The 21860-nt window shown below is 46.3% G+C and carries 25 protein-coding genes; 1 reads left to right on the forward strand and 24 read right to left on the reverse strand.

All coding sequences use genetic code 11. The features are described from left to right. Positions 1 to 63: 63 nt before the first annotated feature. From ABHN01_RS15585 to smc, 15 genes are all read right to left on the reverse strand, one after another. Entirely contained in the window at positions 64 to 369 is a 306-nt protein-coding gene (locus tag ABHN01_RS15585; protein WP_429876347.1) for an EscU/YscU/HrcU family type III secretion system export apparatus switch protein, read from the reverse strand. Then, the gene (locus ABHN01_RS15590) at positions 276 to 512 is read right to left on the reverse strand and encodes a hypothetical protein (RefSeq protein ID WP_429876292.1); all 237 of its coding nucleotides are present in this window, start codon (positions 510 to 512) and stop codon (positions 276 to 278) included. The genes ABHN01_RS15585 and ABHN01_RS15590 overlap by 94 nt, the downstream gene beginning before the upstream one ends. Positions 513 to 662: 150 nt before the next feature. Beyond that, positions 663 to 1826 carry a hypothetical protein gene (locus tag ABHN01_RS15595; RefSeq protein ID WP_429876293.1) on the reverse strand — a complete coding sequence of 388 codons (1164 nt, stop codon included), beginning with the start codon at positions 1824 to 1826 and terminating at the stop codon, positions 663 to 665. Positions 1827 to 1847: 21 nt separating this feature from the next. Next, positions 1848 to 2627 (reverse strand): ribonuclease HII, encoded by a 780-nt coding sequence (locus ABHN01_RS15600; protein WP_429876294.1) that lies wholly within the window; start codon positions 2625 to 2627, stop codon positions 1848 to 1850. A gap of 97 nt (positions 2628 to 2724) precedes the next feature. Next, on the reverse strand, positions 2725 to 3585 hold the full coding sequence (gene ylqF, locus ABHN01_RS15605; RefSeq protein ID WP_290399582.1) for a ribosome biogenesis GTPase YlqF: 861 nt from the start codon (positions 3583 to 3585) through the stop codon (positions 2725 to 2727). 8 nt (positions 3586 to 3593) lie between these two features. Further along, on the reverse strand, positions 3594 to 4133 hold the full coding sequence (lepB, locus tag ABHN01_RS15610) for a signal peptidase I (RefSeq protein ID WP_290399583.1): 540 nt from the start codon (positions 4131 to 4133) through the stop codon (positions 3594 to 3596). A gap of 94 nt (positions 4134 to 4227) precedes the next feature. After that, on the reverse strand, positions 4228 to 4572 hold the full coding sequence (rplS, locus tag ABHN01_RS15615; RefSeq protein ID WP_290399584.1) for a 50S ribosomal protein L19: 345 nt from the start codon (positions 4570 to 4572) through the stop codon (positions 4228 to 4230). A gap of 128 nt (positions 4573 to 4700) precedes the next feature. After that, a complete protein-coding gene (gene trmD, locus ABHN01_RS15620; RefSeq protein ID WP_429876295.1) occupies positions 4701 to 5435 on the reverse strand; it encodes a tRNA (guanosine(37)-N1)-methyltransferase TrmD in 735 nt (244 codons plus the stop codon). Position 5436: 1 nt separating this feature from the next. Continuing rightward, positions 5437 to 5955 (reverse strand): ribosome maturation factor RimM, encoded by a 519-nt coding sequence (gene rimM, locus ABHN01_RS15625; RefSeq protein ID WP_429876296.1) that lies wholly within the window; start codon positions 5953 to 5955, stop codon positions 5437 to 5439. Positions 5956 to 6117: 162 nt separating this feature from the next. Continuing rightward, positions 6118 to 6345: a KH domain-containing protein gene (locus tag ABHN01_RS15630; RefSeq protein WP_290400419.1), complete on the reverse strand. Its 228-nt coding sequence runs from the start codon at positions 6343 to 6345 to the stop codon at positions 6118 to 6120. A 14-nt stretch (positions 6346 to 6359) separates the two neighbouring features. After that, positions 6360 to 6632: a 30S ribosomal protein S16 gene (rpsP, locus tag ABHN01_RS15635; protein ID WP_061969385.1), complete on the reverse strand. Its 273-nt coding sequence runs from the start codon at positions 6630 to 6632 to the stop codon at positions 6360 to 6362. 88 nt (positions 6633 to 6720) lie between these two features. Then, positions 6721 to 8064, reverse strand: coding sequence for a signal recognition particle protein (ffh, locus tag ABHN01_RS15640; RefSeq protein WP_429876297.1), 1344 nt, complete (start codon positions 8062 to 8064; stop codon positions 6721 to 6723). Positions 8065 to 8078: 14 nt separating this feature from the next. After that, positions 8079 to 8402 carry a putative DNA-binding protein gene (locus tag ABHN01_RS15645; RefSeq protein ID WP_290399589.1) on the reverse strand — a complete coding sequence of 108 codons (324 nt, stop codon included), beginning with the start codon at positions 8400 to 8402 and terminating at the stop codon, positions 8079 to 8081. A 148-nt stretch (positions 8403 to 8550) separates the two neighbouring features. After that, positions 8551 to 9537: a signal recognition particle-docking protein FtsY gene (gene ftsY / locus ABHN01_RS15650; RefSeq protein ID WP_429876298.1), complete on the reverse strand. Its 987-nt coding sequence runs from the start codon at positions 9535 to 9537 to the stop codon at positions 8551 to 8553. Between the two features lie 36 nt (positions 9538 to 9573). Continuing rightward, a complete protein-coding gene (gene smc / locus ABHN01_RS15655; protein WP_429876299.1) occupies positions 9574 to 13143 on the reverse strand; it encodes a chromosome segregation protein SMC in 3570 nt (1189 codons plus the stop codon). A 110-nt stretch (positions 13144 to 13253) separates the two neighbouring features. On the opposite strand from smc, the gene ABHN01_RS15660 reads away from it, so the two are divergent. Beyond that, positions 13254 to 13478, forward strand: coding sequence for a DUF1128 domain-containing protein (locus ABHN01_RS15660; protein ID WP_053354522.1), 225 nt, complete (start codon positions 13254 to 13256; stop codon positions 13476 to 13478). A gap of 45 nt (positions 13479 to 13523) precedes the next feature. Here ABHN01_RS15660 and rnc read toward each other — a convergent pair whose 3' ends face one another. From rnc to sdaAB, 9 genes are all read right to left on the reverse strand, one after another. Then, complete coding sequence (gene rnc, locus ABHN01_RS15665) at positions 13524 to 14309, reverse strand: ribonuclease III (protein WP_429876300.1); 786 nt, start codon at positions 14307 to 14309, stop codon at positions 13524 to 13526. A gap of 100 nt (positions 14310 to 14409) precedes the next feature. Next, positions 14410 to 14646: an acyl carrier protein gene (gene acpP, locus ABHN01_RS15670; RefSeq protein ID WP_290399593.1), complete on the reverse strand. Its 237-nt coding sequence runs from the start codon at positions 14644 to 14646 to the stop codon at positions 14410 to 14412. A gap of 145 nt (positions 14647 to 14791) precedes the next feature. Continuing rightward, on the reverse strand, positions 14792 to 15532 hold the full coding sequence (gene fabG / locus ABHN01_RS15675) for a 3-oxoacyl-[acyl-carrier-protein] reductase (protein WP_429876301.1): 741 nt from the start codon (positions 15530 to 15532) through the stop codon (positions 14792 to 14794). Between the two features lie 4 nt (positions 15533 to 15536). After that, on the reverse strand, positions 15537 to 16475 hold the full coding sequence (gene fabD, locus ABHN01_RS15680; RefSeq protein ID WP_429876302.1) for an ACP S-malonyltransferase: 939 nt from the start codon (positions 16473 to 16475) through the stop codon (positions 15537 to 15539). Continuing rightward, positions 16475 to 17485: a phosphate acyltransferase PlsX gene (gene plsX / locus ABHN01_RS15685; protein WP_429876303.1), complete on the reverse strand. Its 1011-nt coding sequence runs from the start codon at positions 17483 to 17485 to the stop codon at positions 16475 to 16477. Before plsX ends, fabD begins: the two co-directional genes overlap by 1 nt. Beyond that, a complete protein-coding gene (fapR, locus tag ABHN01_RS15690; RefSeq protein WP_429876304.1) occupies positions 17482 to 18060 on the reverse strand; it encodes a transcription factor FapR in 579 nt (192 codons plus the stop codon). The genes plsX and fapR overlap by 4 nt, the downstream gene beginning before the upstream one ends. Before the next feature lie 148 nt (positions 18061 to 18208). Further along, positions 18209 to 20251, reverse strand: a complete 2043-nt coding sequence (gene recG, locus ABHN01_RS15695) for an ATP-dependent DNA helicase RecG (protein ID WP_429876305.1) — start codon at positions 20249 to 20251, stop codon at positions 18209 to 18211. Next, positions 20248 to 21135: an L-serine ammonia-lyase, iron-sulfur-dependent, subunit alpha gene (gene sdaAA / locus ABHN01_RS15700; protein ID WP_290399599.1), complete on the reverse strand. Its 888-nt coding sequence runs from the start codon at positions 21133 to 21135 to the stop codon at positions 20248 to 20250. The genes recG and sdaAA overlap by 4 nt, the downstream gene beginning before the upstream one ends. Before the next feature lie 20 nt (positions 21136 to 21155). Next, positions 21156 to 21818, reverse strand: coding sequence for an L-serine ammonia-lyase, iron-sulfur-dependent subunit beta (sdaAB, locus tag ABHN01_RS15705; protein WP_429876306.1), 663 nt, complete (start codon positions 21816 to 21818; stop codon positions 21156 to 21158). Positions 21819 to 21860 lie beyond the last annotated feature (42 nt).

A 21860-nucleotide genomic window follows, 5' to 3' on the forward strand; every position in this document is an offset into this window, starting at 1 on the left:
CGTTTTATATCAACGCTTCTCCTGGTCAACGTGATAGATGAACGCAAATATTTCGGCGACCACCTAATAAAGCTCCTGGGGAATCTTTTCGTTGATTTCCAGCTGCGAAAGAAGGGCGACAAGGGAAGGATCTCTTTGGATCGGAATATTGTTTTGCTGTGCCACCGATAAAATTTTCTCTGCAGTTTTTCCTGTCCCTTTTGCGGTTAGCTTTGGGGCTGCCATGTTTTTCCGATAGGAAAGTGCAGCAGCACGAGGCAGTTTACTCTCTTTATTTATACTCTCAGATCGACTCCATTCCTCGCCTCCGATGTGTTCCTTTTCGCGGCTGGCCCTTGCTCGCCGCTGTCCATCAATGCTACCCCTGATAAGCGGTAATCCATTTGCTGAAGCGAAAGACGGAGTGTCTCGATATCGTCCCGCGGTATCATCTTGGCGCCGTCCGCTCCGCTCCAGATCTGCAGAGATAGGATATGGTTCTGAATAGTAACTGCAACGGTTGTCTCTTTCATGTTTTCCAGTTGTAAAATAAATAGAATACGGCAGTAATCACTGTCAATTTCGCCCGAGCCTGTTTGTTTTCCTTCCCATCTTATAGAAAGGTCAGCGGCCTGCGTTCCAAAAATGACCGGCAGCTGAAGCTGGACTTGCTGAACATTCTCTTAGCTTTGAAGCATGGTCAGCTGGAGCCCGGTAATTTTATTCAATACGGTCTCCGCCTGGGTCTTTGCCGTTGCTGTTATCGGCTCATCACTATGCAAGAGCTGAAGAAGAAGCGACTTTACGTTTTGGTTTTCAGCTTTCTCATCAAGTTTCGTTGACAGCAGCCGCGCTTCATGAAGCAAACCGATTTGCTCTATCTGCTTCATCAAAGAGAGCGGGGGCCGGGTGTTCCTTTTTTCACTTTGGAACAGCGAGTAAACAAGATGACGCTCCTCCTCTTCCGGCAGATCTGAAAGAATCTTCAGTAGCCCGGTCATTGTTTGTTCCTTGCTTATTCCCTGATTTAGAACCAATTTCGGGTTCCAAGCGTTTCCATCCGTCCCTTCACTTTTTGGTGTTATGCCGGATTTTGTTTCTCCCAGGGGCTTACTCTCATTCAGCCAACCGGCTTTTTTTAAGATGGATTCTAGCTCCTGCGTTTTTTGCTGCTTATTTTTTACTAAAGCATTCAAAATGTCTGTGATCGGCTTTTCCGTAGATTCTTCCATAGAACCTTGTAAAACTGCATTAATGGCTTGCTTCAGCTCGTTTAACAGCCGTGTAGGCTGCTGATGACCGATTTCATCCCTCAGCTTCACCAGTTCATTCCGCAGAGTCCCTGTACCATTAACTGATTCCACCACTCTGAAGGGCCCTTCAGTGAGGGGGATATCGTGCTTCATCATCTTGGTGATGATCTCCCCGGTTTCTGCTTCATTGTGCTGTGAAATCCGAAACCGTTCAGCGATACTGTTTAACTGGTCTTTTGTTGCCGGGAGATTGGAGGTGAACAAAAACTGAGCTGCCATTCTTGCGGCCGGTTCTTTTGTTGATCCTAACCGAGCCGCCACAAAAGCAGCAGCATCTTTTTCTTTGTTGGTTATGGGTTCCAGTTTCTTTAAAGCCAGCGGCTCAGTTTGACGCACTTCAAACCAATAGCTCTCACCCGCTTGCAGGACGGTTTCCAGAAGAGCTGTCCTAATTTCTCCCCCTAGAGCTAATTTCGCTACGTTCCCAGGCAATGCTTCCAGAACTTTGCCTGTTGTCAACTGGCCCTGAACCAAAGCCGGTTTGCCCTTGTTTGCCCCACTAAGGGGCAGGAGCTCTCCGTTCTGAACTTTCATCAGCTGCCCCTCCTTTTAAGCTTAAAGAAGAGAACCCTGCTGTACAGGAGAAAAGGAACGGCGGTGTTCCTCCACCGGACCGAACTTTTCCAGCGCTTCAAGGTGCTCTTTTGTTCCATAGCCCATGTTCGTATTAAAATGATAGTGCGGATGGCTCCTATGAAGCTGCTTCATGTACCGGTCCCGGGTTACTTTTGCAACGATAGACGCAGCTGCAATGGAAACACTTTTCGCATCTCCTTTGATGATTTTGGACTGGGTAACAGCGAGCGGCAGTTCCATCGCATCAATGAGCAGATGGTCCGGTTGTACCTTCAGGGCTTTGACGGCCTTTACCATCGCTTTCCTTGAGGCTTGGTAGATATTGATCTCATCGATCTCCTGTGCGGTAACAAGGCCGATTCCCACTGAAACGGTGTTTTTCATGATCTCCTCAAATAAATCCTCACGCCTGGATTCACTTAGCATTTTGGAATCGTTCAATCCCGCTATGTACGTACCCGGTTTCAAAATGGCTGCCGCTGCGATCACCGGGCCGGCAAGTGGCCCCCTTCCGGCTTCATCAAGACCGGCGATCATCCTTTTGCCTAGACTGGTCCACTCCTTTTCATAGACCATCATCTGATCAAAACGGTCCCGAAGCAGCCGGGCTGCTTCAAGTGCTCTTTCATGTTTCATCAGGATTTTTTTTACCCCGGTCCGCTCATCATTTTGAAGTTCATGCATAAACGCCCTAAGCTTATTTTCTTCTTCTCTAAGCGTATGAATTTTGTTCTCAATTTCTTTTATCGTAAGTTTCATTCTTCAACCTTCGCTTTCTATGTATATCGGCGATTTTCCTCAGTCATTTAGACCCGCATGGTTTAATTATAAAGAAAAAAGGCACGCATTTGCGTGCCTATTGGATAAAATCTTCCGGTCTTTCATACGATAATCTGCCTAATTTTTCAGAGCGGATGTCACGAAGCACGATTTCTGCAGTCTTCTCATAATCAATATGGCCGCCGCTCATCAAACAGCCTCGTTTTTTTCCGATCTCATCAAAGAGGGCGATCGGTTCTTCAGGGATCGTCTCAAGATTATAGCGTTCCTGCAGCCTCGCAGGATAGTGGTCCTTAAAGTATTTTAACGCGAACAGGACAATCTCTGTAAAATCCAGAAGAGTTTCTTTGATGGCCCCTGTTACAGCCAGCTTAAGACCAATGGACTGATCCTCAAACTTTGGCCAGAGAATCCCCGGTGTATCAAGCAATTCAAGAGATGAACCCACTTTAATCCATTGCTGTTTCTTAGTTACGCCCGGTTTATCTCCTGTAACCGCAATGTTTTTTCCTGCCATCCGGTTAATCAGCGTCGATTTGCCAACGTTGGGGATGCCGAGGATAAGCGCTCTTACAGCTCTTGGCTTAACGATGCCCTTCGCTCTCATCTTGTCGAATTTTTCTTTAACCAGTTCTTTTGCCTTGGCTTCGATCCGATTGATGCCCTGCCCGGTTTTGGAATTGATCACAAGTACAGCGAGGCCTTTTTGCTCGAAATATTCGGACCATAACTTTGTAACCTCAGGATCAGCCATATCCGCTTTGTTCAGCAGCACAAGCCTCGGTTTTCCTGCCGTTATTTCATCAATCATCGGATTCCGGGAGGCCAAAGGAACTCTCGCATCTACCAATTCGAACACGACATCAATCAGTTTTAGTTTTTCTGTAATTTCACGCCTGGCTTTTGCCATATGGCCAGGAAACCATTGAATGGTCATTCCTTCACCTACTTTACTACACCTATATCATTAATCGGCCAGAATCTTATGCTGGCTTTGCCGACGATATCATCCATGTCCACTGTGCCGATATTCCGGCTGTCACTGCTGTGGCGCCGGTTATCCCCGAGCACGAAAACTTTACCCTTCGGAACAGTCTGTTTGCCTGTTACCTCGTAAAGAGTGAAATCATACGTTAAGTTTCCATCTTTCGTCTGTTTCTTATACGGATCCAAATATTTTTCCTTAAGTGGTTTACCGTTTACATACAAAGTATCATTCTTGTACTCGATCTGGTCGCCCGGAAGACCGATGACACGCTTGATGTAATCCTTTGTTTCTGTCGCTTTGAACACTACAATATCAAATCGTTCAGGTTTATCCATCTTATTGACAACAAGCCGGTCCCTGTTATGCAAGGTTGGCATCATGGACTCGCCGTCAACCACGATCGGAGCAAATAAAAAGTAACGGATTGCTCCGGCGAGAATCAAGGCCACTGCCAATGCTTTCAACCATTCCCAAGATTCTTTTTTCTGACGTGCCATACTTCATCCTCACATTCAACTTAAATTTTCACTACAACATTTTTTAAATATGTAAAAAGGAGCTTGAGATGAGTCAAGCTCCTTTTGTGTGTAATTAGCGAATCTCTTTAATACGAGCTGCTTTACCGCGAAGTGCACGCAAGTAGTAAAGCTTAGCACGACGAACTTTACCGCGTCGAACGACTTCAAGGTTCGCGATTTTAGGTGAATGTAAAGGGAATACACGCTCTACACCAACACCGTAAGAAATCTTACGAACAGTAAATGTTTCGCTGATTCCAGTTCCGCGCTTTTTGATTACAACGCCTTCGAAAAGCTGGATACGTTCACGAGTTCCCTCGACAACCTTTACGTGTACACGAACAGTATCACCAGAACGGAACTTAGGAAGATCCGATTTTAATTGCTCTTTAGTAAGCTCTGCAATAATCTGTTGCATAGTTATTGCCTCCTTCCGACAGATGTTCTTGCTCGCGTTTATCAGCAGCGGAACACCTTAATACTGGCCTAAGCCACGAGTAATATCTTACCATAGGTAATGGACCGAGGCAAGTAGTTCCAACAAAATTAGTCCTCTTTTTTAACCTCTTCCAGCCACTTTTTCTCTTGAGCGGTCAGGTCTACTCTTTCCAACAGATCCGGCCTTCTTTTCCATGTGCGCTTCAGCGACTCTTTGGTGCGCCATTCCTCAATGTATTTGTGATTTCCAGACAGTAGGACCTCTGGCACCTTCATGCCCCTGAAATCCGCAGGCCTCGTATACTGAGGATGTTCAAGCAGCCCGCTGCTGAAAGAGTCCTTAACGGGGGACTCTTCGTTGCCCAGAGCACCAGGTAAAAGCCTCGTTACACTGTCGATGATAACCATCGCACCGAGTTCTCCGCCAGTGAGCACAAAATCACCGATGGAGATCTCATCGGTCACAAGACTTTCCCGGATTCTTTCGTCATAACCTTCATAATGCCCACAGAGAAAAATCAGGTGCGATTCTTTTGAAAGCTCCTCAGCCTTCTGCTGGCTGTAGCGCTCTCCCTGCGGGCAGAGCAGGATCACCCTCGGCGGTGTTCCGCTCCTCGGTGTCAGGGCTTCTACAGCGTCAAACAGGGGCTGGGGTGTCAGCACCATTCCTGCTCCCCCGCCGTAGGGATAATCATCAACACGCCGATGCTTGTTTTCTGTATACTCTCTAAAATCGGTAACATGAAACTGCACAAGACCCTTCTCCTGTGACTTTTTAAGGATAGATGATCCAAATACACCGGTAAACATTTCAGGAAACAGAGATAAGACATCGATTATCATTTTAGATCAAGCCATCCATAAGATGAATCGTGACCTGCTTGTTTTCGATATCCACCTTTTTCACAACTGGAGGAATGTAAGGAATTAAAATATCCGGACCGAAATTCTTTCGTTTCACAACCCAAACATCATTCGCTCCCGGAGAAAGAATCTCTTTTATCTTCCCGAGCTCTTCTCCTTCCTCAGTCATCACCGTACAGCCAATAATATCATGATAAAAGAATTCGCCTTCATCAAGATCGACCGCTGCATTAGCAGGTGTTTTGAGCAGATGACCTTTATACTTTTCAACATCGTTAATGTTAGGATGTTCTTCAAACTGCAAAAGGTCAAATTGTTTATGGACCCGGTGTGCAGCTATGACAACGGGCACTAGGCTGCTTCCGTCACCGAAATCCACATAAAGCGTGTTTCCTTTTTTGTAGCGTTCTTCAGGAAAGTCAGTCCGCGAGATCACCCGGACTTCTCCCCGTATACCGTGCGTATTCACGATCTTCCCTACATTTAACCATTTCGACATATGTATCCACCCTTGCTGCCCGATTCTTATATTACAGTGTGGGCTGAATGATCAAATTCTATAATAAAATAAAAAAGTTGAAAGTACAAAAAAGGGCTGAGGCTGCCCCCATCCCTTTTTCAAGCTTACAGAAATAACTTTGCGCCGCATTTCCAACCCGTCCTATACGATCTCAAGTGAAATGCGTCTATTCTGGCTTGTTCCCGCAGCATTGACAACGGTACGAATGGCTTTTGCCACCCGTCCTTGTTTGCCGATCACCTTGCCCATATCTGAGCTGTGGACGGTCAATTGATAAACAAGCTTTTCGCCGTCAGCTATTTCTTTCACGCTGACTTCTTCTGGATGATCAACAAGAGCCTTAACAATCGTCTCGATTAACTCTGTCATCATATCATCACCCATTATTTTTGTAGTTTAGCGTTGTGATACTTTTCCATTAGTCCAGCGTTAGAGAAAAGGTTGCGTACAGTGTCTGAAGGCTTCGCGCCATCAAGCATCCATTTAAGTGCCTGCTCTTCGTTGATTTTAACTTCTGCAGGGTTTGCGACTGGATTGTAAGTACCAATCTCTTCAATAAAGCGGCCATCACGCGGTGCGCGGGAATCTGCTACTACTACACGATAAAATGGAGCTTTCTTTTGCCCCATGCGTTTTAAACGAATTTTTACTGCCATTGTAAAAATACACCTCCGAAAATTGTTCACACAAATCAATATAATATAATAAACTTCCAGCTTTGTAAACCAGAAAATTCATCCAATCTTACATAAACGGAAATTTCATTCCGCCTTTCTTCTTGCCTTTCATCATGCCGGACATCTGCTTCATCATCTTTTTCATTTCATCGAACTGCTTGATCAGACGGTTGACCTCCTGTACGGTGCGACCGCTGCCCTTGGCAATCCTTTTTCTTCTTGAAGCGTTAATGATCTCCGGCTGTTCTCTTTCGAGTTTGGTCATCGACTTTATAATGGCCTCGACATGGCCGATCTGTTTCTCATCAATGGAAACATTCTTCAAGCCCTTCATCTTGTTCGCGCCCGGCATCATGCTGAGCAGTTCATCAAGAGGGCCCAGGTTTCTGACCTGCCCCATCTGTTCAAGGAAGTCGTCGAAGGTAAAGGACATATCCCGCATTTTCTTCTGCAGCTCTTTGGCCTTTTCTTCATCAACGGTCGTCTGCGCTTTCTCGATTAGAGTAAGCACATCTCCCATTCCAAGAATTCTGGAGGACATCCTGTCAGGATGGAACGGCTCGAGCGCATCCATCTTTTCTCCCATACCGACAAATTTTATCGGCAGATCGGTCACCGCTTTAATCGATAGTGCGGCACCGCCTCGTGTGTCTCCGTCAAGCTTGGTCAGCACGACACCCGTTAATCCGAGCTGTTCGTTAAAACTCTCGGCGACGTTCACGGCGTCCTGCCCGGTCATGGCGTCAACCACAAGGAAAATCTCATTTGGATTGGCCAGCTCCTTGACCTTCTGGAGCTCATCCATAAGTTCTTCATCGATATGAAGACGTCCAGCCGTATCGATGAGGACATAATCATGATGCTCCTCTTTTGCCTTAGCCAGCGCTTGTTTCGTGATCTCAACCGGGCTTACTTTGTCACCCATTGAAAAAACAGGCAGACTGAGCTGTTTTCCCAAAGTTTCAATCTGCTGAATCGCTGCAGGACGATAAATATCGGCAGCGACTAAAAGAGGTTTGCGGTTATGCTTTTTGCGAAGATGATTCGCAAGCTTCCCGGTCGTCGTTGTTTTACCCGCTCCCTGAAGACCGACCATCATGATGACGGTTGGCGGACGGTTGTTGACAGCGATTTTGCTCTGCTCCCCGCCCAATAAGGAAGTAAGTTCTTCGTGGACAACTTTTACCACCTGCTGGCCCGGGGTCAGGCTCTTCAGCACTTCCTGGCCTACAGCACGTTCTGTCACTCGTTTGATAAAATCTTTTACTACCCGGAAGTTAACGTCGGCTTCCAAAAGTGCAAGACGGACTTCACGCATCATTTCTTTAACGTCTGTTTCCGTAACCTTGCCCTTCCCCCTTATTTTCTGCAGGGTATTCTGAAGCCGGTCGGCTAATCCTTCAAATGCCATTGTATTGTCGCCTCCTATTCCATGTTTTCAAGGCGATCAATGATCTCAAGAACTTTATCAGACGAATTTCCGAGCAGTTCTTTTAATCTGGAAAGTAACTGATCGCGTTCTTGAAATTTCGCAAATAAACCGAGCTTTTCCTCATACTCTTCTAGCATCGCCTCTGTCCGCTTAATGTTATCATAAACGGCCTGGCGGCTCACATTATATTGTTCAGCGATTTCTCCAAGGGAAAAGTCATCCAGATAATAAAAAGCCATGTAATTCTTTTGCTTCGGTGTCAGCAATGATTGATAAAAGTCAAACAGATAATTGATTCTCGTCGTTTTATCCAGCATCCCAACACCCCTTGTTAAGTGAAAAGCCTTTACGTTAAATTATAGTACACTGTCCTGAAAACAATGTCAAGATTTTTTCTTGTCAAACCATCGGCGGCATCAAAACGTTCTTCATCCATCCGGCATCATAAAAAAGAAAAAGCGGAATTTACTCCGCTTTTTCTTCCTCTAATCCAGAAAACAGTCCGTAGACAAACTGATCTGGATCAAATGCCTGCAAGTCGTCGATCTTTTCGCCAAGGCCGACATATTTTACTGGGATATCTAGCTCGTTTCGAATACCGAGAACGATCCCCCCCTTTGCTGTCCCATCCAGTTTAGTAAGGACAAGACCTGTAACGTTCGTGGACTGGCTGAAGATCTTCGCCTGGCTCATCGCGTTCTGTCCAGTTGTTGCATCTACTACAAGCAATACCTCATGAGGTGCTCCGGGTATTTCACGTTCGATGACACGCTTCACTTTTTCCAGCTCATTCATTAAGTTAACTTTGTTCTGCAGCCTTCCAGCTGTATCACACATCAGGACATCCACGTTTCTGGACTTTGCTGCTTTTACACTGTCAAAAATAACAGCCGCTGGATCTGAGCCTTCCTGATGTTTTATCACATCCACACCTGCACGCTGCCCCCAGACTTCGAGCTGCTCGATCGCTCCTGCACGAAACGTATCCCCTGCCGCGAGCATGACCGACTTCCCTTCCCGTTTGAGCTGGTGGGCGAGCTTTCCGATCGTCGTCGTCTTCCCTACTCCGTTTACCCCTACGAACAATATCACGGTCATCCCTTCTGATTGAAGGTTGAGGCTTCCATCCTGTTCTCCTTTATGGAGCATTCCAGCCAGAGTTTCAGAGATCGCTGATTTTAATTCTTCTGTCTCCTGGATATTCCTTGTTCGCGCAACATCCTTCAACGTGTCGATCAGATCCATGACGGTATGCACGCCGACATCAGCACTGATTAAGATTTCTTCAAGTTCCTCAAAGAATTCTTCATCCACTTTTCTGTAGCGTTTGACGAGATCATTTACCTTTGTGGAAAAGGAGGATCTCGTTTTTTCCAAGCCGCTCTTGAATTTTTCAGATACAGAATCGGTTTGTGAAGTAAATTTGTCTTTTAATCGTTTTAAGAAGCTCATAGGTTCCTCCTTCAAATCGTGTGCGATAAATAAATATTACTTTGCCCCGACGAGTTCCTTTGATTCCTCCAGCTTTACGGAAACCAGCTTGGAGACGCCGGATTCCTGCATCGTCACACCATACAGCACGTCCGCTTCCTCCATCGTTCCTTTCCGGTGGGTAACCACAATAAACTGGGTCTCTTTGCTGAACGTCCGCAAATAGCTGGCGTAGCGGCTCACATTCGCATCATCGAGTGCTGCCTCTACTTCATCAAGGATACAGAACGGAACTGGACGGACCTTTAAGATGGCAAACAACAAGGCGATCGCGGTTAGAGCCCGTTCTCCTCCGGACAAAAGCGCAAGATGCTGCAGCTTTTTCCCCGGTGGCTGAGCGAGGATATCCACACCGGTCGTTAGAAGATCGTCCGGGTTAGTCAAGGATAGATCGGCCCTTCCTCCGCCAAACAGTTCCTTGAAAATCTGGCCGAAATGGGAGCGGATGTTCGCGAACGTTTCATCGAACCTCCTCTTCATCTCTTCGTCCATCTCATCGATGACACCGTGCAGGGTCTGTTTTGCTTCAACAAGGTCTCCTCTTTGTTCGGTCAGGAAGTCAAAACGCTGGGATACACGTTCATACTCCTCGATGGCACCAAGGTTCACCAATCCGAGTTCTTCGATCGCAAGTTTGATCAGCTTGACCTTTTTCCTCGCATCAGCAGCGTCCATCGTCAGCTGGAACTGTTCCTTCGCCCCTTCAAAGGAAAGCTCATATTCCTCCCGCAGATGGGTGAGCCGGTTGTCGAGCTCCACATCGAGCCTGTTGATGCTGACCTCTTCCGTACGGAGGGCATCGTTCAGCTGTTTAAGAATGCGTTTTGACTCTTTCAGTTCCCTGTCCCGGTCTTCCACTTGCTGGTAATCCGCCAGACGATCCTGTCTGCGCTGCGAGATCAGGTGAAGAACAGCATTCTTATCCTCTCGTTGTTTGGAAATATGTCCGTCAAGTACTTCTTCACCGGAGGAATTGCTGTTCATCTCTTCTTCCAGCATCCAGAAATCCTGCTCGGTCTCTTTTAGCTGTTCATTGACATCCCTGAGCTCCATTTGAAGTCTTTCCAGCTTCTCTTCCTGGTTGGCCGCTTGCTGTTCTTTTTCTGCGATCTTGATTTTCAACGCTGTGACTGACTGCTGAATCTCTTCTTTTGACGTTTGCTGGTCTTTCTTGCGGGCATCCAGCTGTTCAATCTGTGTTTCCAATGCTTTTGCATCTTTTACGTTTTTCTCTAACGATTTTTCGAGTTCTTTAACTCTTTCAGTAATCGTGCTTTGTTCTGATTGGAAGCTGTTCTTCTCCCGGTCATACAATGAGAGCCGGTCATTCAGGTTTTTCTCTTCGATTTCAATTTCCCTCAGCCTGCTTTTGACCGATTGCTCCTCAAGCCTGCTGTTTTCTCCTTCCTCTCGAAAGGTTTCAAGCTCAGACCTCAACTTGGCAATCGATGCTTTTGAATCTTTTACCTGCTCTTCAACGGCCGCCGTCTGCTGTTCCATTCTAGCCAGTTTTTCAGTGACGGCGTCGAGCTCGCGCTGTCTTCCAAGGAGCGATGAATTCTTCTGCTTGATGCTTCCGCCTGTCATGGAACCGCCCGCACTGACTACGTCCCCTTCGAGAGTGACAATCCGGTACCGGTAACGCAGGGCTTTGGCGATCTCGTTTGCCCCCTCGATCGTTTTAGCGATCACGATATTCCCTAACAGGTTAGCGATGATCTTCTCGTATTTACTGTCCCCTGTTACAAGAGTTGAGGCCACTCCGACATAAGCGGGATGCGAGGCGACCAAGCTGATATCGGACGGCTGAATATACCGTCCCTTTATGACAGACAGTGGCAGGAAGGTAGCTCTGCCGTACCTTTTTTTCTTTAAAAATGCGATCGCCGCTACAGCATCCTTCTCACTTTGCGTGACCACGTGCTGCATGGATCCGCCAAGGGCTGTTTCAATCGCTGTTTCAATATCAGCAGGCACACTGATGAGTTCTGCCACTGCGCCTTCTATACCCTGCAGAATGGTCCCTTTTGCTTTCAGCACTTCCTTTACACCCTGTATGAACCCCTGATATTCGTCCTGCATCGACTCGAGCCATTCCTTTTTCGATTTGAACTGCTGAATGAACTGATAAGCCTGATACAACTGGCTCTGCTTTTCCTCGTTCTCTTGTTCCTTTTGTTCGAGCTTCTGTTTTATCGAAGCATACTGCTTTAAATGCGCCTGGATTTTCTCTTCGGCTTCCTTGACTTTCATGAGCAGCGCCTTCTTATCTGAGCTCACTTTCTCTCGTTCTGCTACATATTTCTCATGTTCCTGATCCAGTCTGCTTGATTTAAACTGCTGCTGATTCTGCTGGTCTGTGAGATACCTGATCTCATTTTTAACCGATGCCTGGCTGTTTAAGTTCTCAAAGTAATCGCTTTTCAGCCGTTCAAGCTCCGTCTCGAGATCAAGTTCAATAATGGAAAGACTGTTTTCTTCTTCCTTCAGCTGGCTCCTTAGTGAACGCAGCTCCTTCTTCTTTTCTCCGAAATGCTTGGCACCTTCAAGAGAACTTGTTTGCAGTACCTCGCTTTTTTTCTTCAGCGTTTGAATCTGCTGTTTCAGAGACTCTTTATTCTGATGATAGTTTTTCTTTCGTTCTTTTAAAACTTCGCGCTTTCCTTCAAGTTTTTCCAGCTCTTCACTGGCGACGAGCAGCGACTGCTGCAGTTCATCAATGGACTCGTCCAGCGCCTGTATATCCGCACGGGCCCGTTCAAGAGAAGCTTCCTCATGTTTTACTTTCGATGACAGTTCGAACTCCTTGTTCTTAAGTTCATCTACAAGCCTGGATTGTTTTTCCCATTTTTCGTGCAATTCCTCAATTTCATATACAGTCAAAGCCACTTCGATCTGCTGCAGCTCTTCTTTTTTCTCAAGGAAATCTCTGGCGATGGAAGCCTGTATTTTCAATGGTTCAACTTGGCCTTCCAATTCATGCAGAATATCTTCGACACGGTTTAAATTCTCTTGGGTTTCCTGCAATTTTTGCTCTGCTTTTTGTTTTCGGGTTTTGTATTTCAGAACCCCGGCCGCCTCTTCGAAGATTCTTCGTCTATCCTCCGATTTGCTGCTCAAGATCTCTTCAATCTTTCCCTGACCGATAATCGAATACGCTTCACGCCCAAGCCCCGAATCCATGAACAGGTCCACGATGTCCTTCAGGCGGCATTGCTGTTTATTCAACAAATATTCACTGTCACCCGAACGATAGACCCTTCGCGTGACACTGATCTCATTATATTCAAGCGGTATATGCTGATCTTCGTTATCAAGAGTTAGCGTTACTTCAGCGACGTTGAGCGGCTTGCGGTTATCGCTTCCCGCAAAGATGATATCTTCCATCTTGGAACCGCGAAGGGATTTGGCGGATTGTTCACCAAGCACCCAGCGGACGGCATCCGAAATGTTGCTTTTGCCGCTCCCGTTGGGCCCAACGACCGCGGTCACACCGGGTACAAATTCAATATTGATTCGGTCCGCAAAAGACTTAAACCCTGCTACATCTAATCGTTTGAGGAACATCTTAATCCCCCTTATGTATTCTTAACTAATTTATTTTAACATAGATCAACATACAAATAGATTCTTTTGTGCTACAATTACGAAAGAAAGAGGATAGAAAGGGTGCTACTATGAACTTATCCACTCCCAGCCAGGAGAATATAGAGTTTATGATAGAAGGCTTGAAAAAAAAGCTTCAGCTTGTAAACTCCGGTCTGATCCAAGGGGATGACTACACCGTTGACCAGTATGATGACATCAAAGAACTTTATGATATGGTAATGAAAATGCCAGGATTCAGTGTCCGGGATATGGAAGGCATCGTTTCCGAGCTCGGTTCCTTAAAAAAGAAGTAAGCTCGTACATAATCATAAGAAAAACACCCTGTTCGCAGGGTGTTTTTAATGTTTCATTATTTTCTCCAGCGCTTCCTGTGCAGCATGCTGCTCTGCTTCTTTTTTAGAACGTCCAAAGCCGACACCAAACGTATCCTCATTCAATTTTACCTCAGATACGAATTCCCGGTTATGCGCCGGACCTTTTTCCTGAATGATTTTATAATCAATGGTCCCAAGGCCTTCGCGTTGAACATATTCCTGAAGCTGGCTCTTAAAATCCATCACATGAGAAAAAGCACCTTCATTAATTCGGGGAAATACATGTATTTCCAAAAATTCTTTAACCGCTTCGATCCCTTTATCAAGGTACAATGCACCAATAAAGGCTTCAAACACATCTGCAAGCAAAGCGGGCCGCGTTCGTCCGCCAGTATTTTCTTCGCCTTTGCCCAGCAATACATAATCCCCAAAATGAAGCTCGTTGGCCAATATGACAAGGGATGGCTCACAGACAATGGCCGCTCTTAATTTCGTTAACTCTCCTTCGCTCATCGTTGAAAACTTTGAGTAAAGAAATTGAGAAATGGTTAACTCAAGAACTGCATCCCCTAAAAATTCAAGCCTCTCGTTGTCTTCGTAAGGACGTCCCCGATGCTCATTCACATATGATGAATGGGTAAATGCCTGAACCAGCAATTTTTCATTGTCAAAGAAGAGATTAATTCGTTCCTGTAAGGGGGCTACCTTTTGTTTGCGTACCTTTTCATCCATTTGTTTTCTTGCCTGATGCTTAAACCTCTGCCTTGAATGTTTCTTTAAATTTGACGTCTGTTTCTTTGAACCTTTCATCATTGCCTCCTGCAAAAACTTAGAGGGTACCAGCTTTATTCTTCTGCCAACAGGTTTAAAGTCCCGCACCATCTGTTACGGGACTTTGCTTAGCATAAAATTAGTTGTTGTTGCTGTTTATGTAATTAACAACGTCACCAACCGTTGTAATCTTCTCAGCATCTTCGTCGGAAATTTCCAAATCAAATTCGTCCTCAAGTTCCATTACTAGTTCAACAACGTCCAAGGAGTCAGCACCAAGATCTTCTTTAAAAGAAGCTTCTGGTTTAACTTCTGCAGCGTCTACACCAAGACGATCTACGATAATCTTTGAAACTCTTTCTAATACGTCTGCCATGTGTATTCACCTCCTTTCAATAATATATACCATTTCATAAGAAAAAAAAAGATAGAAAACAGAGAAAAGCTGAAACGACCGGATTGATCGTTGTAGCCGGATCAAGAAACGCTGAAAGACTCTCTCTACCCAGCTTTCCCTATTCTTACATCACCATTCCGCCGTCAACATGAATCGTTTGTCCAGTAATATAGGAACTGCTGTCACTGGCAAGGAACGTGACGAGTGAAGAGATGTCGTCTGTGCTTCCGAAACGGGCAAGCGGGATCGCCTTCAGCATCTCGCCTTTTACATTCTCTTCAAGCACGTCCGTCATATCAGTATCAATGAATCCTGGAGCCACTGCGTTCACGGTAATGCTTCGGCTGGCTAATTCCTTAGCCGTAGATTTTGTGAGGCCGATGACACCTGCTTTTGCTGCAACATAGTTGGCTTGTCCAGGGTTTCCTGATACACCGACAATGGAAGAAATATTAATGATTCTTCCCTTTCTTTGTTTCATCATCTGGCGGGTAACAGCTTTTGTACAAAGGAATACACCTTTCAAGTTTGTATCAATGACCGCATCCCACTCGTCCTCTTTCATTCTCATGATGAGATTGTCTTTTGTGATCCCGGCATTATTAACTAGGATATCAAGAGAACCAAACTCCTCAATCACTGCTTTGACCATTCCGGCAACTGACTCACTGTCCGCGACATTCGCCTGCACCGCGATGGCATCCTGCCCCATTGAGCGGATCTCATCGACGACTTCCTTTGCCTTCGCTTCACTGCCTGCATAGTTTACGGCCACTTTAGCGCCATTCTTGGCAAGTTCCAGTGCGATCGCTCTGCCAATCCCTCTGGATGCACCTGTAACAAGAGCTGTTTTTCCATTTAACATTGGTTTACTCTCCCTTCAGTTTTACAACTGCCGCATTTATCGTTGCTTCATCACTGATGGCGATGACATTTGCACGGCGGTTCACCTTCTTCACGAGCCCTGAAAGCACTTTTCCGGGTCCGATTTCAATAAAGGTATCTACGCCTAAAGCCATCAGTTCATTAATCGTTTCTTCCCATCTGACAGGCGAGTAGATCTGCTTAACCAGCTTTTCCTTAATTTCCACCGAGCTTGTAACCGGTTTGGCAGTGACGTTCGCGATCACCGGAATTTCGGCATCACGGATAGTAATCGAATCAAGTACATCCTGCATCTTTTCAGCTGCCGGTTCCATGAGAGAAGAATGGAAAGGACCGCTCACTTGAAGAGGGATCACTTTTGCGCCGTTTTCTTTAGCAAGGCTTGAAGCATCGGCTACTCCCTGGGCTGTGCCAGAAATAACGATCTGCCCTGGGCAGTTAAGATTAGCGACCTGAACAGCGTCCCCGTTCTCAGACACCTTTTCTGTAATCGCTTCAAGCTCCTCCTGTTTCATCCCAAGGATGGCGGACATGGCACCGACACCTGTCGGCACTGCTTCTTCCATAAATAGTCCCCGCTGTCTGACCGCGTATACCGCATCCTCAAATGAAAGGCTGCCGGCTGCAACGAGAGCTGAGTATTCACCAAGACTATGGCCGGCTGTATAATCCGGTTTAATGCCGTGTTTTTTAAAAACTTCCAGAACAGCAGTACTTGCAGTAAGCAATGCCGGCTGTGTATTTTCTGTACGCTTTAAGTCGTCTTCCGGCCCTTCAAAAATGATAGAAGATAAAGAGACACCGAGTTTTTTATCTGCTGTATCAAAGATAGTTCGGGCTTCTTCAAAGTTTTGTGCCAGTTCCTGAGCCATTCCTACGCTTTGGGAGCCTTGTCCCGGAAAAAGAAACGCAATTTTACCCATTATTCTTCCCCCTTCTGTTCTTCTCTTTCAAATTCTTTCATCTTTTCAGCAATAATTTGAACCACATTTTTCTCTACCATCGTTTTCGTCTGTCTGACCGCGTTGAATACCGCGTTCTCATCGGATGAACCATGGGCTTTTACTACCGGCGCAGCCAGGCCGAATAATCCTGCTCCGCCATACTCCGAATAATCCAGCTTGTTCTTCAAGCCTTTTAGGCGGGGTTTTAAAATTCCTGCGGCAAGCTTGCTGATTGCCGTTGCTGTAAGCTCCTGCTTCAGCAAAGAAAACATCGTCAGAGCCGTTCCTTCTATCGTTTTTAAGACGACGTTTCCGGAAAAACCATCACAGACGACCACATCGGCTGCTCCGTTCAGTAGTTCCCTCGCTTCCACATTGCCAATAAAATTCACTGGCGCTTCTTTCAGCAGCTGAAAGGCTGCCTTGCTTAAAGCGTTCCCTTTTTCATCTTCTGTACCGACATTTAAAAGGCCGACTCTCGGAGAACTCGTACCCCTTACTTGTTCAGCATATGTACTGCCCATGATGGCGTACTGCAGCAGATGCTCAGGTTTTGCATCCATATTGGCGCCTACGTCCAGAAGCAGAAAACCCTTGCCGTCTACGGTTGGAAGCGTTGGAGAAAGGGCCGGACGGTCGATTCCGCTGATCCTGCCGACATTAAATAGACCAGAAGCCATAAGAGCTCCGGTGTTTCCCGCCGAAATACAGGCATCCGCGCGTCCTTCTTTTACCTCTTTCGCAGCCAGAACCATAGAAGCATTCTTTTTCTTCCTCACGGCACGGACCGGTTCATCATCACTTTCAATTTTTTCTTCTGTATGAATGACCTCAATATCATTCTCACCGTTCAAATAAGGGGAGATTTTCTTTTCATCTCCAACTAAAACGATGGTAAGATCATCAAAAGCAGCGAGTGCTTTTAAAGCTCCTTTTACCTGAGCTTCAGGTGCATTGTCGCCACCCATTGCATCGATGGCAATTCTCATGTCGTAGTTCCTTCCCTTCCCTCTCCAGTCGAACGGAACATGATGAACTCCCCGGATAACACCACCTCTTTTTCAACGTAGCTCGTGACTTCTACTGTTGTCCGATAGCCCTCAATGCTGCTGACCCGTGCTTTCGCAACGACTCGCTCCCCCTCTTTTACTTGTCGGGTGAAGCGGATCCTTGCCTTTGATGTCAGAGCCAGCTCATCGTTAATAATGGCCACCGCAAGCGAGTTCGCCTGCGCGAAAAGATGATGGCCTCTGGCTATTTTTGTCCGGGAAAATACATGTTCACTCTTTATGTCCAAGATGGATATTGCGGCTTCATCCAGCTGGAGATCAATAATTTCGCCGATGACTTCCTCCAGGGGAAGGGCTTTAACGGTATCCAGCTGCTGCTGTGCCACGTATTTGATCCGTTCTCGCAGTTCTGGGATCGATAGTTCCAGGCGGTCCAGGCGAATCGTCTGGACACTGACTGAAAATTTATCTGCCAGTTCTTCATCCGTAATAAAAGGAGTCTCTTCAATCGTAGCTTTAAGCAAAGCCTGTCGTTCCTTTTTTGTCCTCTTCATGTATACACCATCCAGATATGCTATTTAAGCATCAGCCTCTATGGATGCACGGTTTTTTTACTTTTTAAGAGCTGGTACTAACAGTAGTATATAATAGCAGCTATATCATTTCAAGGAAGGAGAGGTCCAAAAGCGCCGGAACACTTCGTCAGTCAAGGCGCTCTGATGTAAACACTCCCTCTTCTTCAAGGAATCTTCTAAGAGGTGCAAAGGCTTCATCCTTAAAGAAGGAAGCGGTTTTGACCATCCGGGAAGCATCGTTTCTCGCCACCTCAAGCACCCGGTAGTCATGTACGATATCCGCAATCTTAAAATCAGGAAGCCCGCTTTGTTTGTTCCCGAAAAAATCCCCGGGACCTCTAAGTTCGAGATCTTTTTCCGATAGAACAAAACCATCAGACGTTTCTGTCATGATCCGCATTCTTTCTTTTCCTTCTTCTGATTTCGGGTCAGCGATTAAAATACAATATGACTGCTCACTTCCTCGTCCGACACGGCCACGGAGCTGATGGAGCTGTGACAGCCCAAACCGTTCGGCATCATAGATCACCATCATCGTTGCGTTCGGTACATTTACTCCGACCTCCACTACTGTTGTAGACACAAGCACATGGCACCGGTTCTCGGCAAACTCTCTCATCACTTCTTCTTTTTCAGAAGAATGAAGTCTTCCGTGCATCAAACCGACCCTGTTCTGATGAAAATAATGCTGGAGCTGAGCATGCACATCAATCGCATTTTGAACATCCAGCTTATCTGATTCTTCAATGAGCGGGCAGATCACATAGGCCTGTCTGCCTTTATCAAGTTCTTTCTGCACAAATCCAAGAACCCGGTCAAGCATGTGGTGCTTTGCCCAATAAGTTTCAATCGCTTTTCTTCCTGCAGGCATCTCGTCGATGACCGAAACGTCCATGTCGCCGAACACAGAGATCGCCAGCGTCCGCGGAATAGGCGTAGCCGTCATGAACAAGACATCGGGGGATTGGCCTTTTTCGCGCAGCACCCGCCGCTGTTTGACACCGAAACGATGCTGTTCGTCTGTAATGACAAGGCCGAGTTGCCTGAATACAACCTCGTCCTGAATTAGGGCGTGAGTACCGATTAACACATCCACTTCTCCTTCAGAAAGCCGTGCTAATATATCAGCCCTTCGTTTTCCTTTCACTGAACTCGTGAGCAATTCCACTTTCATATGATGCGGTTCGAGCAGCTGTACAAGCGATTGGTAATGCTGTTCAGCCAGTATTTCCGTCGGTACCATCAATGCTCCCTGGCTTCCTGAAGAAAAAGCAGCAAAAAGCGCGATAGCCGCTACGACTGTTTTACCGGATCCGACGTCTCCTTGGAGAAGCCGGTTCATTCTGTGGGGAGAAGACATGTCATTTAGGATTTCCTTCATCACCCTCTGCTGGGCATTCGTTAACGGAAATGGCAGGGAATCCACAAACCCATCAACATCATCGATGCAGAAATGGAGTTTTTCTCCTGCAGACTGCTCGCGGTTGATCTTTTTAAACATTTGCATCTTTAACTGGAAGAGCAAGAACTCTTCATACACCATCCTGCGCCGCGCTTGTTTTAAATGTTCAAAGCTCTGAGGAAAATGAAGGCTGTACAGCGCCTGCTTTCTCGGCCAAAGCTTATAGGTTTCCAGGCTTTCAGCCGGCAGCACTTCCTCCACCACTTCACCAAACTGGCTGAAAGCGAGTTTAATGAGCCGCCTGAGTTGCTTGACGCTCATCTCTCCTTTGACCGGATAGACAGGATCAATACTTTCATTTTCAGGCTGAAGCCCGAATTTGATGTCGTTAACGGTCATGGTCATCTTATGGGCATCCCATTTTCCAGTAAGAGTTATCGTCTGCCCGGGGGTCAGCTGCTTTTTTAAATAGGGCTGATTAAAAAAAACAGCGGTTATTAAATAACGGCCGATCAGCACTCTTATGCTTAATTTTGATTTTTTTCTTGGAAAATAACGGAGAGAAGGTTCACTGTGAACCTTCCCTTCGACTGTTGCCCTTTCTTCATGTTTAACATCGGCCAGATCTTTTAGCTGATGATTGTCATAACGGAAAGGCAAATATTCAAGCAGATCCATCACTGAGACAATTCCAAGCTCTTTCAGTTCCTCTGATTTGCTCTCACCGATCCCATTGATTTGTGTTACCTTCAATTCGTTTAGCTTCATTTTTTATCCAGGGCTATACCAAAGATTTTCGCTTCAAGCTCCCGGGCAGTTGGTGTAGCCGCCAGCCCTCCTTGCGCCGTTTCTTTCAATGCGGTCGGCATCGATTGCCCGATCCTGTACATCGCATCGATGACTTCATCACATGGAATTCTGCTCTTAATTCCAGCAAGCGCCATATCGGCAGCGACAATCGCATTGCTTGCTCCCATGGCGTTTCGCTTTACGCACGGCACCTCTACCAGGCCGGCAACCGGATCACAGACGAGGCCAAGCATGTTCTTCAGGGCGATGGCCATCGCTTCTGCAGACTGTGAAGGTGTCCCGCCAGCCAGCTCAACAATGGCAGCCGCCGCCATACCGGTCGCTGATCCAACTTCCGCCTGGCAGCCCCCGGCAGCACCAGATATGGAAGCATTGTTGGCGACAACGAATCCGAAAGCACCGGAAGCAAATAAAAAAGCAACCATCTGTTCTCTTGTCGGATTTAATTTATCTTTTAATGCAAAAAGAGTGCCAGGAACCACACCTGCTGAACCTGCTGTCGGGGTAGCACAGATGGTTCCCATTGCAGCATTGACTTCATTGGTTGCGATGGCTTTACTGACCGCATCAAGCATGAACTCTCCAGAGAGGCTTTTTCCGCTTTTTAAATAATTTTGCAGGAGGATCGCATCTCCGCCTGTCAACCCTGAATGAGACTTAACATCTTCGGTTATCCCCCGCTCGACCGCTTCTTCCATCACCTTTAAATTCCTGTCCATCTGACTGAGGATCTCTTCTCTCGTCCGTCCCGTAAACTCCATTTCCTGTTCAATCATAATATCAGAAATCTTGCATTCTTTTGCCTCGGCAAGTTCAACTAATTCGGCAACATTTCGAAACATACGTATTTCTCCCTTTCAAGTTACTCATTGATTTTTACTACTTGCTGTACGATCGGAAGCGACTCGATCTCTTCGATGATTACTGGGTCTATGTTTTGATCTACCTCAATAATCATAAGAGCTTCCTGCCCTTTTTCTTTCCGCGAAACCCGCATATGGCCAATATTAATCTGGTGCTTTGCAAGAATATTCGCTACGCCGGCGATGGCTCCGTATCGGTCATTATGAACGATCAGAAGAGCCGGGTGGTTTCCGCTCAGTTTCAGTTCAAAACCATTAAGCTCAACAATCTCTATTTTTCCTCCGCCGATCGAGATCCCAACAAGTTCAATTTTATCATTCTCGTCTCCAAGGATGATCTTTGCAGTATTCGGGTGTTCCGTCAACGCATCTTCTTCCGTTATCTTTATTTCAACGCCCTGCTCCTTCGCCAATGAAAGCGCATCCACAATCCTAGTATCAAAAGTATCAAAATCAAGGATTCCGCCGACGATCGCCACATCCGTTCCATGCCCACGGTAGGTCTTTGCAAACGATCCATAGAATGAGATATGGGCGTAATCCGGCTTCCTGCCGAACAAGTCTCTAGCGACCCTTCCGATTCGGGCTGCGCCTGCTGTATGAGAACTCGAAGGCCCAATCATAACAGGCCCGATGATATCAAAAACACTTTTAAATTTCATTCATGTCCCTCCGATAAAAATATAGCTGCACATAAAAAAGAT

The organism is Fictibacillus sp. NRS-1165 (assembly GCF_050468105.1).
In the GTDB taxonomy this organism is placed as follows: domain Bacteria; phylum Bacillota; class Bacilli; order Bacillales; family Fictibacillaceae; genus Fictibacillus_C; species Fictibacillus_C terrinigri.